14 protein-coding genes are annotated in these 15,851 nt (G+C 68.9%); 9 read left to right on the forward strand and 5 right to left on the reverse strand.

All coding sequences use genetic code 11. The features are described 5' to 3' along the window. Window positions 1-113: 113 nt before the first annotated feature. A complete protein-coding gene (locus QM806_RS00815) occupies window positions 114-899 on the forward strand; it encodes an SDR family NAD(P)-dependent oxidoreductase (RefSeq protein WP_005570109.1) in 786 nt (261 codons plus the stop codon). A 9-nt stretch (window positions 900-908) separates the two neighbouring features. Here QM806_RS00815 and QM806_RS00820 read toward each other — a convergent pair whose 3' ends face one another. The 3 genes from QM806_RS00820 to QM806_RS00830 are packed head-to-tail and all read right to left on the reverse strand — an operon-like array spanning window position 909 to window position 3,115. Further along, complete coding sequence (locus QM806_RS00820; RefSeq protein WP_005570110.1) at window positions 909-1,700, reverse strand: SDR family NAD(P)-dependent oxidoreductase; 792 nt, start codon at window positions 1,698-1,700, stop codon at window positions 909-911. 22 nt (window positions 1,701-1,722) lie between these two features. Next, window positions 1,723-1,977: a hypothetical protein gene (locus QM806_RS00825; protein ID WP_005255686.1), complete on the reverse strand. Its 255-nt coding sequence runs from the start codon at window positions 1,975-1,977 to the stop codon at window positions 1,723-1,725. Then, entirely contained in the window at window positions 1,955-3,115 is a 1,161-nt protein-coding gene (locus QM806_RS00830; protein WP_283290089.1) for a 3-ketosteroid-9-alpha-monooxygenase, oxygenase component, read from the reverse strand. Before QM806_RS00830 ends, QM806_RS00825 begins: the two co-directional genes overlap by 23 nt. A gap of 167 nt (window positions 3,116-3,282) precedes the next feature. On the opposite strand from QM806_RS00830, the gene hsaA reads away from it, so the two are divergent. Next, window positions 3,283-4,449: a 3-hydroxy-9,10-secoandrosta-1,3,5(10)-triene-9,17-dione monooxygenase oxygenase subunit gene (gene hsaA / locus QM806_RS00835; RefSeq protein ID WP_169692921.1), complete on the forward strand. Its 1,167-nt coding sequence runs from the start codon at window positions 3,283-3,285 to the stop codon at window positions 4,447-4,449. Here the strand turns inward: hsaA and QM806_RS00840 are convergent, their stop codons facing one another. Then, entirely contained in the window at window positions 4,450-5,988 is a 1,539-nt protein-coding gene (locus QM806_RS00840; protein ID WP_005570118.1) for an FAD-dependent oxidoreductase, read from the reverse strand. A gap of 184 nt (window positions 5,989-6,172) precedes the next feature. Between QM806_RS00840 and QM806_RS00845 the strand changes: the two genes are divergently transcribed. The 6 genes from QM806_RS00845 to QM806_RS00870 all read left to right on the forward strand — a co-directional run bounded on the left by QM806_RS00845 (window position 6,173) and on the right by QM806_RS00870 (window position 12,742). Beyond that, the gene (locus tag QM806_RS00845) at window positions 6,173-6,784 is read left to right on the forward strand and encodes a TetR/AcrR family transcriptional regulator (protein WP_005238914.1); all 612 of its coding nucleotides are present in this window, start codon (window positions 6,173-6,175) and stop codon (window positions 6,782-6,784) included. Between the two features lie 181 nt (window positions 6,785-6,965). After that, complete coding sequence (locus QM806_RS00850; RefSeq protein WP_005570121.1) at window positions 6,966-8,129, forward strand: steroid 3-ketoacyl-CoA thiolase; 1,164 nt, start codon at window positions 6,966-6,968, stop codon at window positions 8,127-8,129. A 23-nt stretch (window positions 8,130-8,152) separates the two neighbouring features. Next, window positions 8,153-10,381 (forward strand): acyl-CoA dehydrogenase family protein, encoded by a 2,229-nt coding sequence (locus QM806_RS00855; RefSeq protein ID WP_169692920.1) that lies wholly within the window; start codon window positions 8,153-8,155, stop codon window positions 10,379-10,381. 6 nt (window positions 10,382-10,387) lie between these two features. Further along, the gene (locus tag QM806_RS00860; protein WP_169692919.1) at window positions 10,388-11,260 is read left to right on the forward strand and encodes a MaoC/PaaZ C-terminal domain-containing protein; all 873 of its coding nucleotides are present in this window, start codon (window positions 10,388-10,390) and stop codon (window positions 11,258-11,260) included. Further along, window positions 11,257-11,907: a PaaI family thioesterase gene (locus QM806_RS00865; RefSeq protein ID WP_169692918.1), complete on the forward strand. Its 651-nt coding sequence runs from the start codon at window positions 11,257-11,259 to the stop codon at window positions 11,905-11,907. Before QM806_RS00860 ends, QM806_RS00865 begins: the two co-directional genes overlap by 4 nt. 19 nt (window positions 11,908-11,926) lie before the next feature. Beyond that, a complete protein-coding gene (locus QM806_RS00870; protein ID WP_005570128.1) occupies window positions 11,927-12,742 on the forward strand; it encodes a mycofactocin-coupled SDR family oxidoreductase in 816 nt (271 codons plus the stop codon). Between the two features lie 82 nt (window positions 12,743-12,824). Here QM806_RS00870 and casG read toward each other — a convergent pair whose 3' ends face one another. Further along, a complete protein-coding gene (casG, locus tag QM806_RS00875) occupies window positions 12,825-14,486 on the reverse strand; it encodes a steroid-24-oyl-CoA synthetase (protein ID WP_043791624.1) in 1,662 nt (553 codons plus the stop codon). 154 nt (window positions 14,487-14,640) lie between these two features. Between casG and QM806_RS00880 the strand changes: the two genes are divergently transcribed. Beyond that, window positions 14,641-15,834: an NADH:flavin oxidoreductase gene (locus tag QM806_RS00880; RefSeq protein WP_169692917.1), complete on the forward strand. Its 1,194-nt coding sequence runs from the start codon at window positions 14,641-14,643 to the stop codon at window positions 15,832-15,834. Window positions 15,835-15,851: the final 17 nt, after the last annotated feature.

Here is a 15,851-nt window from a genome sequence, read left to right on the forward strand (position 1 = left end):
TTCGTCGCTGAGATTACTCGCCTGCAGCGCGGTCGGCATCATTTCGGCTAGCGTGATCGGAGGGGGATGTTCCGCTCGTCCGTGCACGCTCCGCCGTCGTCAGGAGGAACCCCGTGGATCTTGCCTTACGTGGCACCGTCGCCGTGGTCACCGGAGCCAGCAAGGGCATCGGGCTCGCCATCACCCGGGCGCTCGCCGCGGAAGGCGCGTTCGTGGTGGCGGGGGCCCGTTCGCCCAGCCCCGAACTGGAAGAACTCGTCCGCAGCGGAACGGTGGAGGCGGTGAGCGTCGACTTGTCGACCCCCACCGGTCCGGGCGAACTCGTCGCCGCCGCCACTGCTCGGGGCAGTCTCGGCATCGTCGTCAACAACGTCGGCGCCGCCCACCCGAGACTGACCGGGTTCCTCGACGTGACCGACGAAGACTGGATCACGACGATGAATCTCAACCTGATGTCGGCGGTGCGGACGATCCGCGCCGCCCTGCCCACGATGATCGCGGCGGGCCGGGGAAGCATCGTGACCACGAGTTCGGTCAACAGTTTCCTGCCCGACCCCACCGTCATCGACTACTGCGCGTCCAAGGCCGCGCTCACCAACTTCTCGAAGGCCCTGTCGAAAGAGTTGGGACCCTTGGGTATTCGGGTGAACACCGTCAGCCCCGGTCCGGTGTCGACCGCCCTGTGGCTCGGCGACGACGGGGTCGCCGCGACGGTGGCGCGCGCCGCAGGCGGTGACCCGGAGGCAGTGGCGGAGCGTGTCGCGGAGCAGGCGGTCACGGGCCGGTTCACCCGCCCGGACGAGGTGGCGGATCTCGTCGTGTTCCTCGCGAGCGACCGGGCGGGCAATGTGACGGGCTCCGATTTCGTGATCGACGGCGGACTCGTCACCACCCTCTGACGTCCGCGGCTACCGGCGGCCCAGAAGTTTCCGCATACCCTCGGCTGCCCCGCGCACGAGTGCGTCGCGGGGGAAACCGCTGCGCTTGCGCGCCGCGTCGTAGTTGCCGCCCGCCACCCAGACCGGGCCGTCGGCGATGTGCGCGATCCCCTCCCGGGCAACGTCTTCGGGTTCGGCGACCTTCATCCCGGGAAGATTGAAGTTCAGGCCCGCCCGGACCATCGCCGGCGTGCGGGTGACGCCGAGGACCAGTTCGACCACGTGGACGCCGAACGGCGCGAGCTCGAGCCAGAGGCTTTCGGCGAAGATCCGGCCGAACGCCTTGGATGCGGCGTAGATGCTCTGGTCTTCCGAACCCAGGTACCCGGCCAGCGAACCGACCAGCACGATGCCGCCCCGGCCGCGGTCCTTCATCCTCGCGCCGAAATGCTGCGAAAGGTGCAGCTGCGAGGTGATGTTCAGGTCGATGACGCGCTGGAAGCCGGTGAGGTCGCCGCTGACGAACTCGTGTCCGTAACTGTTGGCCCCGGCGTTGAAGATCAGCAACCCGACCTCGACGTCGTCGGTGGCCGTGCGGATCCGGTCGAGGGCGTCCGGATCGAGGAGATCGAGCGCGAGTGTGCGCACCAGGACGCCGTGGGCGCGGACCGTGGCCGCGGTCTCCTCGAGCGGCCCGGGCTTACGGGCGATCAGCACGAGGTTGATCCCCGCGCGGCCCAGTGCCTCGGCGAAACTCGCGCCCACACCTTCGGAGCCGCCTGCGATCACGGCCCACGGACCGTAGTGCTCGGTGTCGATCATGTTGTGTCCTTCCGGAAAACGTTCAGTGGGCGACGACAGGGGTCGGGACGGGGGCGGGATCGCGCACCGGGACGACGCCCGCTTCCGCGGCTCGGGTGATCGACACCGTCAGCGCCGAACACCCTTTCCGGGGAGCGCCGGGGCGCCCCGGCCCCGCGCTGCCGATCTCGCGGCACCGGGCGCGGGCCGCGTCGTCCCACTGAACGGAAGTGTGTTCCCAGCTGTTCTTCTGGACCAGCACGCTCGCGCCGCACTCAGTGCACTGCAGTGGCTGCATCTTCGCGTACCTTCCGGGCGAGATTCTCTTCGACTTCCCTCTTCCACGACTCCACGGGGCGGGTGGTGTCGAGTTCGAACTCGAACCGCTCGGTCATCTGCGGGGTCACCGCGGCGACGTCGACGTAGAACTGCTCGTACCAGCGTCGCAACTGGTAGACCGGGCCGTCCTCCTCGCACAGCAGCGGGTTCTCGATGCGGGTCTTGTTCTTCCAGATCTCGATGTCCTGTTCGAAACCCTTCGCGATGAACGTGCCGAAGTTCTTCGCCATCTCGGTGGCCGCGTCGCCTTCGAGGTCCTTCGACTTCTTGACGATGATGCCGTACTGCAGCACGAACTTGTCGGCGCTGACGGGGTAGTGGCAGTTGATCAGCACGGAGTCGACGTCGTGCGTCTCGTACTGGTACGTCAGGTCGTCGACCATGAACGACGGGCCGAAATAGGTGGCGTCCGAGCGGCTTCCGACCATCTTGGGCTGACCCGACGCGCGCGGGCGCATGTCGTCGCGGGCCTGCCCGCGCATGAACTGGCTGGCGACGTGGCCCTCGAAGACGTTCTTGAAGTACGTGGGGAACGAGTAGTGCACGTAGAAGAAGTGCGCCATGTCGACGATGTTGTCGACCACCTCGCGGCAGTTGGTGTCGACCGTGGTCCGATACCAGACCCAGTCCGTCCATTCGTCGTCGAGCGCGCCGTCGATGCGGGGAATCGTGACGTCCGCGGGCGGCGGATTGCCCTCCGGATCGTTCCACACGAACAACATCCCGTCCTGGTCGAGCGCGTGCCACGACCGGGTCCGGGCGAGCGGCGGCACCCGGCGCGCGTACGGAATCTTCTTGCACCGGCCGTTGCTTCCCCACCTCCAGTCGTGGAACGGGCACGCCACCTCGTCGCCCTTGACCGTGCCCTGGCTGAGGTCGCCGCCCATGTGTCGGCAGTAGCCGTCGAGCACGGCGAGATCACCCGCAGTGTCGGCGAAGACGACGAGCTTGGTGCCGAACGCTTCGACGGAGTGGGGCTTGCCGTCCTTGAAAGCGTCGGACAATCCGATGCAGTGCCATCCACGGGCGAATCGGGTGGGCGCTGCGCCGGCGTCGATTTCGCGTACCTCGACTGTCTCGGACTGTTGGGTGGTCACGATGCGTCCCGTCCTCTCCTGGGCTTGTGCGGTGCCCTGCACGCTAAGTGAGCGTGGACGGCCCGCATGACGTGGTCCCACTGGACGGGACCGGGCGGTGGGGCGGCGTTTCCCGTTGAGCGAGATGCCTGTCCACGCGCGGGGGTGATCGCCCTACCCTCCGACAGATGACGAACGAGGTCCTGAGATCGATCCGCGGCCTGCTGCCGATGATCGCGGAACGCGCGGACAAGGTCGACGAGTCGCGGCGGGTGTCCGAACAGGTGATCCGTGAGCTCGGCGACGCCGGATTGTTCAAGATGCTGCAGCCCAGGCGGTACGGCGGCACGGAAAGCAATCCGGTGCACTTCTACGAGGTGGTGCGCGCCGTGTCCGGTGTGTGCGGCTCGACGGGCTGGCTGGCGTCCGTGCTCGGGGTGCACCCGTGGCACCTGGCCCTGTTCGACGACCGGGCGCAAAATGACGTGTGGGGCCACGACGATTCGGTGCTCATGTCGTCCGCCTACGCACCCGTCGGGCGGCTCGTCCCCGTCGAGGGCGGCTACCGGCTGACGGGGGACTGGCATTTCTCCTCGGGCTGCGAGCACGCGTCGTGGGCGCTGCTCGGCGCGATGGTGGTCGGGACCGAGGGCCGCCCGGTCGATTTCATGACCGCGCTGGTGCCGCGGTCGGACTACCGCATCCACGACGTGTGGGACGTGGTGGGGATGCGCGGCACGGCCAGCAACGAGATCAGTGCCGAGGACGTGTTCGTTCCCGACTACCGGATCAAGAGGAATTACGAGACGGCGCAACTGCGCGGACCCGGACAGAAGGTGAACCGGGGGCCGCTGTACCGGCTGCCGTTCGCCACACTCTTCACGACCGCCGTCGCGGCGCCCGGGGTCGGCATCGTCGCGGGATGCTACGAACGCTATCTGACGTTCATGCGGGAACGAGTGCGGCTCAGCCTCGGTGGCGGAAGATTCGTCGACGACCAGTTCGCCCAGGTCGCGGTGGCCCGGGCGTCGTCCGAGATCGACGCCGCGATACTGCAGATGGATCGCAACGTGCGTGAACTGTGGGAACTGGCCGAGGCCGGGGAGGAACTCCCCATGGGTCTGCGCCTGCGGGTGCGCCGCGATCAGGTTCGCGCGACCGAGCGAGCCCTCGACGCGATCGACCTGCTGTTCAAGACCGCCGGCGGAAGTTCGCTGTCGCGCGGCAACGCGATCGAACGGTCGTGGCGCGACGCCCACGCGGGCAGCGTGCACGTGGCCAACGAGCCCGAACGCGCCCTCGCCCTGTTCGGCAGGGGCGCGTTCGGACTCCCGGTGGAGGACAACCTCGTGTAGTCAGCTCCGCATGTGCTGAACTGCCCGGTAGGAGAAGACCATCGCGGTGCCGAGCGGCACTCCGGGACCGGGGTAGAACCGGCCGCTGAGCGATGCGCTGGTGTTGCCCGCCGCATACAGTCCGTCGATGGGCGTGCCGTCGGCGCGCAGGACGCGGGCGTCGGCGTCGGTCCGGACCCCGCCCTTGGTGCCGAGATCGCTGAGCACGATGCGGGCCGCGTGGAACGGGCCCTGCGACACCGGGCTCAGTGCCGGGTTCGGTGGCGCGTCCGCACCCGTGCCCGGAGGGCAGAAGAAGTTGTCGTACGGGTCCTCTCCCCGGTGGAAGGCCTCGTCGACGCCATGCTTGGCGAAGTCGTTGAACTGTTCGACGGTGCGGCGCAGACCGTCTGCGGGGACGTCGATCTTCTCCGCGAGTTCCTCGATCGTGTCGGCCGAGACCCAGGTGCCCGCCGCGTGATGCTTCTCGGCGGAGATGTTCGGAATGGAGATGGCAGGCAACACGGGCCCGCCCTCCTTCGAGTCGAACACGAGATACGAACTGCTGCTGCCGTGCTCGATCATCGCTCGGCCGAACTGGTCGTACGGCAGCGATTCGTTGAGGTACCGCTCTCCGGACGTGTCGACGAGAATGCCGCCGCGCACGCCCACCATGAAAGCGCCGGAGCCGTCCGGAAGTTCGACCCCGGGGCACCACCACGCCTCGTCGAGGAGTGCGGTGTCCGCGCCGATCTCCACCGCCGCCCGCAGGAGGTCGCCGGTGTTCGCGCCGCGCGGGCCCATGCTCCAGTCCGCCCGGCCCGGTGTTCCGTTCTCGGTGCGCAGGGCCGCGTTGCCCTCGATCCCGCCTGCCGCGAGCAGCACGCCGCGCGTCGCCCGGATGCGGGCGGTCTGACCGGCGGCGTTGGTCGCCTCGACGCCGACGACCCGTCCGTCCTCGACGATCAGCGAGCGCGCGGCGGTCTCGGTGCGCAGTTCCGCGTGCCCGGTGCCGTGCAGAGCCATGAGAAGGCGGCCGATCAGGGCGCGGCCACCGTTCAGTGTGCCCTCCGGATGCGGTTCCCCGGCCCGGTCGACGTCGGCCTCGGGCCGGATGACCTCGCGCAGGTCCCCGATCTCGTCGCTCGGCAGGTCGAGCGGGTTGATCGCGCGACCGTAGTCCATCCGGCCGGGTGCCCTGTAGTAGTCGGGGAACGCCCGCCACTCGAACTCGATGTGGGGATCGCGTTCGAGAAGGTCGACGACCTCGGGCGCGGTGGCGACGTACGCCTCCTGACGGTCGATCTCCTCGTCGCCCACCACTGCGCGCAGGTACGTGCGCGCCTTGTCCGTGGAGTCGCCGATGCCGGCGCGCTCCTGCACGGCGGTACCCGGCAGCCACACCGCGGCGCCGGAGTACGCGGACGTGCCGCCGAACAGTGGGGTCTTCTCGAGGACGAGGGTGCGCAATCCCTGCGAAGCGGCCGTGTATGCGCCGGTCAGCGCACCGCCCCCCGAACCGACCACCAGCACGTCGCACTCGGTTGTCCAGTCCTGCATCGTCGTTTCCTCCGTTGATGGTCTGTGGAGACTGGCGGTCCAGTCGTGGGGTTCACGCAATCGCATCCGGGCGACCTGCGGCACGCGCGGTCCCACTCACCGGACGAAATTCGATGGTTTCCCGATCCGATGCGAGAATCGACACCGGATCCGGGGCTGTGTGCGGAGTGAAGGGGGATCGAGGGTGCCGAGAATCGCCGAAGTGCGGGACGCTGCCGAACCGAGTTCGGAGGAACAGCGGGCCCGCCACGTCCGCATGCTCGAGGCCGCCATCGAACTGGCCACCGAGAAGGAACTCGCCCGGGTCCAGATGCACGAGGTGGCCAAACGTGCCGGCGTCGCGATCGGGACGCTGTACCGGTACTTTCCGTCGAAGACGCATCTGTTCGTCGCGGTGATGGTCGATCAGATCGACCGGATGGGTGCCGGGTTCAAGAAGAGTGCGCCCCCTGGCGAATCGCCGCAGGATGCGGTGTACAACGTGCTGGTCCGCGCCACCCGCGGGCTGTTGCGCCGGCCCGCATTGTCCACCGCGATGATCCAGTCCACGAGCACCGCCAACGTCGCGTCCGTGCCGGACGCGGGGAAGGTCGACCGGGCATTCCGGCAGATCATGCTGGACGCCGCCGGGATCGAACATCCGACGGAGGAAGACCTCACGGCGCTGCGCCTGCTGGTGCAGCTGTGGTTCGGCGTCATCCAGTCCTGCCTCAACGGCCGGGTCTCGATTCCCGATGCCGAGTCCGACATCCGTAGGGCGTGTGACCTGCTGCTGGTCAACCTGTCGCATCGCTGACAGATCGCCGGCGTCGGGCCGCCTCCCGCCGACCTCGACGTGAAATTCATTCCTGACTCCTGAGCTGTGCGGAGAACTATTTCGCATGGCGAAGGGCATTGATGTCTCCTCAAAAGTAGAATACATTTCAAAAATGAGCCGCGGACGCGTCCGCGTGCCGGAAGAACTCAAGGAGCGGAACATGGGCAACGCCGTCATCGTCGACGCGGCACGGACACCGATCGGGCGCCGGCGCGGGGCACTGTCCGGACTGCACCCGGCCGAACTACTCGGCGCCGCACAGCGGGGTGTCCTCGAACGGGCCGGTGTCGCCCCGGCGGACATCGGGCAGATCGTCGGCGGATGCGTCACCCAGGCCGGTGAGCAGTCCAACAACGTGACCCGGCAGGCGTGGCTGCACGCGGGACTGCCGTACGCGACGGCGGCCACGTCGCTCGACTGCGCCTGCGGATCTTCCCAGCAGGCCGTACACGTCGTGGCGGGTCTCATCGCGTCCGGCCAGATCTCCGCCGGAATCGGGTGCGGTGTCGAGGCGATGAGCCGGGTGTTCCTCGGCCAGGCCGTCACGACGGAGACCGGCAACCCCTACCCCGACGACTGGGCGATCGACATGGGCGACCAGTTCACGTCCGCCCAGCGGATCGCCGACCTCCGCGGGCTCGGGCGCGGCGACGTCGACGCGTTCGGGCTCGAGTCGCAGCGACGCGCCGCCCAGGCCTGGGCGGACGGACGGTTCGACCGCGAGATCGTTCCCGTCACCGCTCCCGTCGTGGACAAGTCCGGCGCACCCACCGGTGAACTTGCGGTGGTCACCCAGGACGGGGGACTGCGCGAGACGACCGCGGAGGCCCTGTCGGCCCTGAAGCCCGTGATCGACGGCCACATCCACACCGCGGGCAACTCGTCCCAGATCAGCGACGGCGCCGCCGCCGTCCTGCTCATGGACGGCGGCCGTGCCCGCGAACTCGGATTGCGGCCGCGCGCGAGGATTCTCGCGTCCGGCATGGTCGGCTCCGACCCGTACTACCACCTCGACGGGCCGATCGAGTCGACGCGCATGGTCCTCGAACGCGCCGGAATGTCTTTGGGCGACATCGATCTCGTCGAGATCAACGAGGCGTTCGCGTCCGTCGTGCTGTCGTGGGCGCAGGTGCACGGAGCCGACATGTCGAAGGTGAACGTCAACGGCGGCGCCATCGCCCTCGGACATCCGGTGGGCTCCACCGGGGCCCGGCTGATCACGACCGCCCTGCACGAACTGGAGCGCTCCGACACCTCCACCGCGCTGGTCACGATGTGCGCGGGCGGCGCGCTGTCCACCGCAACCATCATCGAACGCATCTGACCCGAACGATCGACGAGGCCGACATGACAATGGGATTGACCGAAGAAGAGCGCGACCTGCGTGACTCGGTGCGAGGCTGGGCCACACGGACCGTGACCCCGGCCGTGCTCCGGGAGGCCGTCGAGGCCAAGACCGAGCAACGACCGCTGTTCTGGAAGTCGTTGGCGGAACTGGGCGTACTGGGACTCCACCTGCCCGAGGATGTGGGCGGGGCGGGGTGTGGACTGGTGGAATTGGCAGTGGTCGCCGAGGAACTGGGCCGGGTCCTGCTGCCCGGTCCCTTCCTCCCGACCGTGCTGCTCGGCGCCGTCCTGCACGAGTCCGGGCGCACGGGTGAGCTCTCCGGGCTGGCCGACGGTTCGGCCCTCGGCGCGGTGGCCCTGCAGCCGGGTTCGCTGCGTCTCGTCCGGGACGGCGGAGTGGTGACGCTGGACGGTGAGTCCGGGTACGTCCTCGGCGGGCAGGTGGGCGACCTGTTCCTGCTCGCGGCGAGAGACGGCGACGAGACCGCGTTCGTGGCGCTCGCCCGCGGCCGGCTCGACGTGACCGACCTGCCCAGCCACGATGTGGTGCGCCGCAACGCGACCGCTTCGGTGAACGCCCTCGAGATCGCCGAAGCCGATGTCCTGCAGATGGATTCGCAGCGCGTTCTCGATCTGGCGGCCACCTTGTTCGCCGCCGAGGCCTCGGGTGTCGCCGACTGGGCGGTCACCACCGCCGCCGACTACGCCAAGGTGCGCCACCAGTTCGGCCGCCCCATCGGCCAGTTCCAGGGGGTGAAACACCGGGTCGCCCGTATGCTCTGCCTCGCCGAACAGGCCCGCGTCTGTGCGTGGGACGCGGCCCGTGCGATGAATCCCGGAAGCAGTGCCAGGGCCGCGACGGCTGCGCCGCGATGCAGTGCGGCGGAGGCGTCACTCGCGGCCGCGGTCGCCGGAGCCACCGCACCCGACGCGGCGTTCGCCGTCACCAAGGACTGCATCCAGGTGCTCGGGGGAATCGGCTACACCTGGGAACACGACGCCCACCTGTACCTGCGCCGGGCGCAGTCGCTGCGGATCCTGCTCGGGTCCACCGCATCGTGGCGGCGGCGCGTGGCCCGCGCGACCCTGGGCGGGGCCCGCCGGGTGCTCGGCATCGACCTGCCTCCGGACGCCGATAGCATCCGCGCCGGCGTGCTCGCAGAACTCACGGACGCGGCCGCATTGGACGAGCCGGAGCGCAGGACGTACCTGGCCGAGAAGGGCTACACCGCACCGCACCTCCCCGCGCCGTGGGGCAGGGGAGCGGGCGCCGTGGAACAACTCGTGATCGCGGAGGAACTGCGCGCGGCCGCGCTGAAGCCCCACGACATGATCATCGGCAACTGGGTGGTGCCCACGCTCATCGCGCACGGCAGCGACGAACAGTTGCGGCGCTTCGTGCCCCCGTCGCTGCGCGGCGACCTCGTCTGGTGCCAGCTGTTCTCCGAACCCGGCGCCGGATCGGACCTCGCCGGCCTGACCACCCGGGCCACCAAGGTGGACGGCGGCTGGGTGCTGCGGGGGCAGAAGGTGTGGACGTCGATGGCCCGGGACGCGGACTGGGGTATCTGCCTCGCCCGCACAGATGCCTCGGTGCCCAAACACAAGGGGGTGTCGTACTTCCTGATCGACATGAGGGGCAGCGACGGCCTCGACATCCGGCCGCTGCGCGAGATCACCGGCGAGGCACTGTTCAACGAGGTGTTCCTCGACGACGTGTTCGTCCCGGACGAACTCCTCGTGGGCGAACCGGGCGACGGCTGGAAGCTCGCCCGCACGACCCTCGCCAACGAACGGGTATCGCTGTCGCACGACTCCTCGCTGGGCTCTGGCGGCGAGGCTCTGCTGACCCTGGCCGGCGAACTGCCCGGCGGCATCGACGACGAGCAGCTGACCGTGCTCGGCAAGGTCCTCTGCGACGCACAGTCCGGCGGCCTGATGGGGCTGCGCACCACCCTGCGCTCGATCGCGGGCGGGCAACCGGGCGCCGAGTCGTCGGTCGCGAAACTGCTCGGCGTCGAACACATCCAGCAGGTGTGGGAGGTGGCGATGGACTGGGCCGGACCGCGCGCCCTGCTCGGCGACCGGCCCCGCACCTCCGCTACGCAGATGTTCCTGAACTCGCAGTGCATGTCGATCGCGGGCGGCACCACCAACGTCCAGCTCAACATCATCGGCGAACGACTGCTGGGTCTGCCGCGTGATCCCGCGCCCGGAAAGGGAGCGTGACCTGACATGGCGATCGACGTGAAGGCCGCGCTGACCGCGGAACCGGCCGTGCGTGATGTGGCGTGGACCGAGCGTGACGTGATGCTCTACCACCTCGGACTCGGCGCCGGCGGGAACGCCCAGGACCCCGCGGAACTGCGCTGGGTGTACGAGAAGGACTTGCTGGTGCTGCCGACGTTCGCGCTCGTCGCGGGGCAGGGAATCTCGGCCGGCGACGCACCGGCGGCCGGGCTGAGCCTGCCCGGTATCGACATCGACCTCCGCAAGATCCTGCACGGCGGACAGTCGCTCACCGTGCACGCGCCCATTCCTCCGTCAGGTGGGGCCCGGGTGTCCTCGCGGGTGGCGAACGTGTGGGACAAGGGCAAGGCCGCCGTCATCGTGCTCGAACAGACGGCCACCGACTCGGGCGGGAACCCGTTGTGGACCACGGGGATGCAGATCTGGGCCCGCGATGAGGGCGGGTTCGGTGGCTCCCCGGGACCCGAGTCGGTGGCCACGGTGCCGGCCCGCGAACCCGACAAGGTGCTGGTGTCGCGCACCGGGACGGCGCAGGCCCTGCTCTACCGGCTCAGCGGCGACCTCAACCCGCTGCACGCAGACCCCGAATTCGCGGCCGCGGCCGGGTTCGAAAGGCCGATCCTGCACGGGCTCGCGTCGTACGGTGTGGTGTGCAAGGCCGTCGTCGACGGGATGCTGGACGGCGATCCCACACGACTGCGCCACTACGCGGTGCGGTTCGCGGGCTCGCTGTACCCGGGCGAGACCGTCGAGACCGCGGTCTGGCACGACGGCGACCGGCTGACCCTGCGCGCGACGTGCCCCGACCGTGACGGGCAACCGGTCCTGACCCAGGCGACGATGGAGGTGAGCGGATGAGCGTCGGTACGCACCCCACGTTCGAGAACAGCCCGTCGGGAACGGTGCTGACGTCACCGCCCGACAGTTCCGCCGTCGACCGGGCGACCGAGGCCGCCCGCCGCGTGGTCGACGCGCTGCTGCGGACCGATCGCGGCAACGCCAACCTCGACCGCGTCGCGGAAGATCTGAACAGCATCGCCGAGCACCTCGAGGAACACGCGCCCGCCGTCGCCGAGCGGCTGATCGACATGTGGAACGGCGAGGGCGTCACCCGGCACGATCCCGTCACCGGACCCGAGAACGCGCTCGCGCCGCCTGTGGTCCTCGAGGGGCTGTCCGACGGATCGGTCCGGGGCACCGTCACGCTGACCATCCCGTACCAGGGGCCGCCCGGGCACGTCCACGGCGGCGTGTCCGCGCTCCTGCTCGACCACGTCCTCGGCGTCGCCAACGCCTGGGGTGGAAAAGCCGGCATGACAGCGCAGTTGAGCACCCGCTACCACCGCCCGACGCCGCTGTTCGAACCACTCACCCTGACCGGGAAGCTGATGTCGGTCGACGGCCGCAAGATCACCACCGTCGGCGACATCCGGACCGCGGACGGCGAGGTGTGCGTCTCGGTCGAGGGACTGTTCGTCGACAAGACCGTGCCCCGCCCACGATGACCCCGATCAGGAGCAGACAATGACGTCACCCGGCCGTTTCGAGAACAAGGTCGTCTTCGTCACCGGCGCGGCGCGCGGGCAGGGCCGCGCCGAGGCCGTCCGGTTCGCGTCCGAGGGCGCCGACGTCATCGCGATCGACGCCTGCACCGAATTCGCGTCCACCGCCTATCCCGGCGCCACCCGGGACGACCTGGCCGAGACGGTCCGGCTCGTCGAATCCACCGGCCGGCGGATCGTCGCCTCCACCGCGGACGTGCGCGATTTCGACGGACTCTCGCGTGCCCTCGCCGACGGCATCGAGCAGTTGGGCCGCCTCGACGTCGTGATCGCGAACGCGGGCATCTGCTCGGGGGCGTTGTCGTGGGAGATCACCGCCGAGCAGTGGCAGGAGACGGTCGACGTCAACCTCACGGGAACGTTCCACACCGCGAAGGCGGCGGTTCCGTATCTGATCGAACAGGGGGAGGGCGGCGCCGTCGTCTTCACGAGTTCGGTGTCCGGGCTGAAGGGCACCCCGTTCACCGGGCACTACGTCGCCACCAAGCACGGCATCACCGGGCTCGCCAAGACGATGGCGAACGAACTCGGGGAGCACCGCATCCGTGTCAATACGGTGCACCCGGCGGGCGTGGACACCGGCATGAAGGTGCGCGACCTGCACCCGCTCATCGCCCGGTACGCGTCGACGCTCGGCTCCATCTACCAGAACTCACTGCCCTACCGCATCACCCAGCCGGAGGACGTCGCCGCCGTCGTCGCCTGGGTGTGTTCGGACGAGGCGAAATACATCACCGGGGCGCAGATTCCCGTCGACCTCGGCAACCTCATTCGCTGAGGTTCGCCGTCTGTGTTCGCCGAATGTCACAGTGGTGCAGTTCGACCGCACCACTGTGACATTCGGCGCTCAGCTGCCGGTGTCAGACGGCGATGTCCCGGCGGATCGTCTTGCCGGTCGCGTTGCGGGGCAACAGGTCCGTGGTGATCCGCCAGCGGGTCGGGACCTTGAAATACGACAGGCGATCCGCGGCGTACTCGCGCAGTTCCGCCTCGGTGGTCACGGCACCCGGTCGCAACACCACGACAGCCGCCACCTCCTGACCCAGATCCTCGTGGGGCGTCCCGATCACCGCGCATTCGAGCACGTCGGGGTGTTCGTCGAGGCACTGCTCGATCTCGGTGGGGTACACGTTCTCCCCGCCGCGCAGAATAAGATCCGAGCGACGTCCGGTCAGCCGCAGGCGACCGTTCTCGACGAGTCCGTAGTCGCCGGTCCGGAGCCATCGGCCCGGGGCGATCGCCGCAGCGGTGGCGGCCTCGTCCTCCCAGTAGCCGAGCATCACGAACGGGCTGCGCACGCACACCTCGCCCTCGACGCCGTCGGGCAGCCACTCCCCGTACGGGTCGCGGATCTCCATGCTCACCGTGATGATCGGACGTCCCAGAGTCCTGGGGAACTGCTCGAGTTCGGGGGCGGTGGCGACGGCGATCGCGGTACTGCACTCGGTGAGTCCGTAGCTGTCCACGAGGGCGTTCCGCGCGAACGGCACCTTCTCGCGCAGCCGTTCCTTGAACGCCACCGACGACGGTGCGGACGCCAGCGAGAACGACGTGAGCGACGACAGGTCGTACTTGTCGAGGTCGTCGTGCTCGACCAGACGGGACGCCATCGTGGGCACCGCTCCCCAGTTGGTGACCCGTTCCCGCTCGACGAGGCGGAGCACGGCGTCCACGTCGAATCCGCCCTGGTGCATGACGACCGCGCCGCCCGTCGCCAGCCGCGGAATCACCAGATTGTGCAGGCTCGCGATGTGGAACAGGGGAGAGGTCAGGAGGTAGCGAAGCGGACTCGGCATCGCCGGGTCGACGGGTCGTCCACTGAATTCGCCGACCACGGCGTCGCTGAACCGGTGGTAGTCGACGACGGCCAGAATGTTGCGCTGCGAGTGCAGCGCTCCCTTGGGTCTGCCGCTCGTGCCGCTGGTGTAGAGGATGGCGGCGGGATCGTCCTCGTCGACGTCGGTGTGCGGCATCGGGGACCCTGCGTACTTCGCGAAGATCGCGGGCAGATCCGCCTCCATCGTGAGGACCGGAAGGTCGGTGCCGACCGCGGCGAGCGTCTCGGCGCGCTTCGCGTCGGCGATCACCACAGTGGGGCGACTGTGCGTCAGCCCGTACTCGACCTCCCGCCGAACCCACCAGCCGTTCAGTCCGACGCTGATGGCGCCGAGCACCTGCGTGGCCCAGAACGCGACCACCCACTCGGGGGTGTTCGCGGCCAGGATCGCCACCCGGTCACCCTTCCGGACGCCGTGGTCCTCGCGCAGCGCCGTCGCCAGGGCCGCGACCGCGGCGGCGTGCTCCGTGTAGGACATCCGGCGGTCGGCGGTCACGAGGTAGTCGCGGTCGCCCCACCGGAGCGACGTGGTGAGGAGTTCGCCCACCGAGCGCCCGCGGTTCTTCATCACCGGCATCCGGGTGCCGAGTACCGGCTCCTCGACGAGTTCGAACCGGCCACCGGGTCCGGTGAGACGGGACATCACCTGATCCAGGTGCAACTGTGGATCTGTAGGGGCAGTCATCGGGGCGACCTTTCGTCCTCGGGCACTCGTACCGACACAAGATGGCACGCCGTGACGGGCGCCCGGACGTGGTTACCACTCAGCGAGACTGCCGCGATCCGCGACATCCCGGCGCCGTTACGTTCGACAGCGAATCGCAGCTGGAGGAACTCATATGACGATAGATCTCGACCCGCCCACAGTGAAGGTCGACCCGCTCGCCCCGGCCACACTCGGGCCGATCACCCTGCGCAATCGCGTGATCAAGGCAGCGACGTACGAGGGCCTGACCCCGAAGGGGATGGTCACCGACGAGCTCATCGAATTCCATCGGCAGCCCGCCGCCGGAGGCGTGGGCATGACGACCGTCGCGTACTGCGCGGTCGCCGCGGACGGACGCACGTCGCCCGGCCAGATCCAATGGACCGACGAGACGATGCCGGGCCTGCGGAAGCTGACCGACGCCATCCACGCCGAGGGTGCGGCAGTGTCTGCGCAGATCGGCCACGCGGGACCGGTCGCGGCTGCGAAGTACATCGGATCTCCGGCCTTGGGCCCGTCCCGTGCGTTCCGGATGACCACCCAGAACTTCTCCAAGCCGGCGTCTGCGGCAGATATCGCCCGGATCGTCGAGGCACACGCCAACGCGGCTCGCCGCGCGGTGGAGTCGGGGTTCGACGCCGTGGAGATCCATTTCGGCCACAACTACCTGATCAGCTCCTTTCTCAGCCCGAAGGTCAACAAGCGCACGGACGAATACGGCGGATGCCTGGCGAACCGCGCCCGGTTCGCGCTCGAGACCGCACGCGCCGTACGCGACGCGGTGGGGGACAGGATCGCGATCCTCGCCAAACTGAACATGGACGACGGTGTGCCCGGGGGCTTCTGGGTGGACGAGGCCATCCAGGTGGCGCAATGGCTCGAACAGGACGGTTCGCTGGACGCGCTCGAGCTCACCGCGGGCAGTTCCCTGCTGAACCCGATGTACCTGTTCAAGGGCGACGCGCCGCTCCGTGAGTTCGCCGCCGTCATGCCGCAGCCGACGAAACTGGGAATCCGGTTGGTCGGCAAGCACTTCCTGAAGGAATACCCCTACCGCGACGCCTACCTCCTCGAGGACGCCCGCCAGATCAGAGCCGCCGTGACGATGCCGCTCGTCCTACTCGGTGGCATCACCGGCAAGGCGACCATGGACCTGGCGATGGCGGAAGGATTCCAGTTCGTGGCCGTCGCACGGGCACTCCTGCGGGAACCCGACCTCGTCAACCGGATCACGGAGGAGACCCACAACCCCGGTCTGTGCATTCACTGCAACAAGTGCATGACGGCCATCTACGGTGGCACCCACTGCGTGCTCCGCGTGCCGTGAGCGTGCATACCGTGTCG

Origin of the sequence: Rhodococcus sp. IEGM 1351 (assembly GCF_030056875.1) — a bacterium.
Lineage (GTDB): Bacteria > Actinomycetota > Actinomycetes > Mycobacteriales > Mycobacteriaceae > Rhodococcus_F > Rhodococcus_F opacus.

Coding starts and splice junctions, on each gene's coding strand:
- QM806_RS00820 (WP_005570110.1), bottom strand. CDS start 1,700: ATGATCGACACCGAGCACTACGGTCCGTGGGCCGTGATCGCAGGCGGC.
- QM806_RS00825 (WP_005255686.1), bottom strand. CDS start 1,977: ATGCAGCCACTGCAGTGCACTGAGTGCGGCGCGAGCGTGCTGGTCCAG.
- hsaA (WP_169692921.1), top strand. CDS start 3,283: ATGACGAACGAGGTCCTGAGATCGATCCGCGGCCTGCTGCCGATGATC.
- QM806_RS00840 (WP_005570118.1), bottom strand. CDS start 5,988: ATGCAGGACTGGACAACCGAGTGCGACGTGCTGGTGGTCGGTTCGGGG.
- QM806_RS00850 (WP_005570121.1), top strand. CDS start 6,966: ATGGGCAACGCCGTCATCGTCGACGCGGCACGGACACCGATCGGGCGC.
- QM806_RS00855 (WP_169692920.1), top strand. CDS start 8,153: ATGACAATGGGATTGACCGAAGAAGAGCGCGACCTGCGTGACTCGGTG.
- QM806_RS00860 (WP_169692919.1), top strand. CDS start 10,388: ATGGCGATCGACGTGAAGGCCGCGCTGACCGCGGAACCGGCCGTGCGT.
- QM806_RS00865 (WP_169692918.1), top strand. CDS start 11,257: ATGAGCGTCGGTACGCACCCCACGTTCGAGAACAGCCCGTCGGGAACG.
- QM806_RS00870 (WP_005570128.1), top strand. CDS start 11,927: ATGACGTCACCCGGCCGTTTCGAGAACAAGGTCGTCTTCGTCACCGGC.
- casG (WP_043791624.1), bottom strand. CDS start 14,486: ATGACTGCCCCTACAGATCCACAGTTGCACCTGGATCAGGTGATGTCC.
- QM806_RS00880 (WP_169692917.1), top strand. CDS start 14,641: ATGACGATAGATCTCGACCCGCCCACAGTGAAGGTCGACCCGCTCGCC.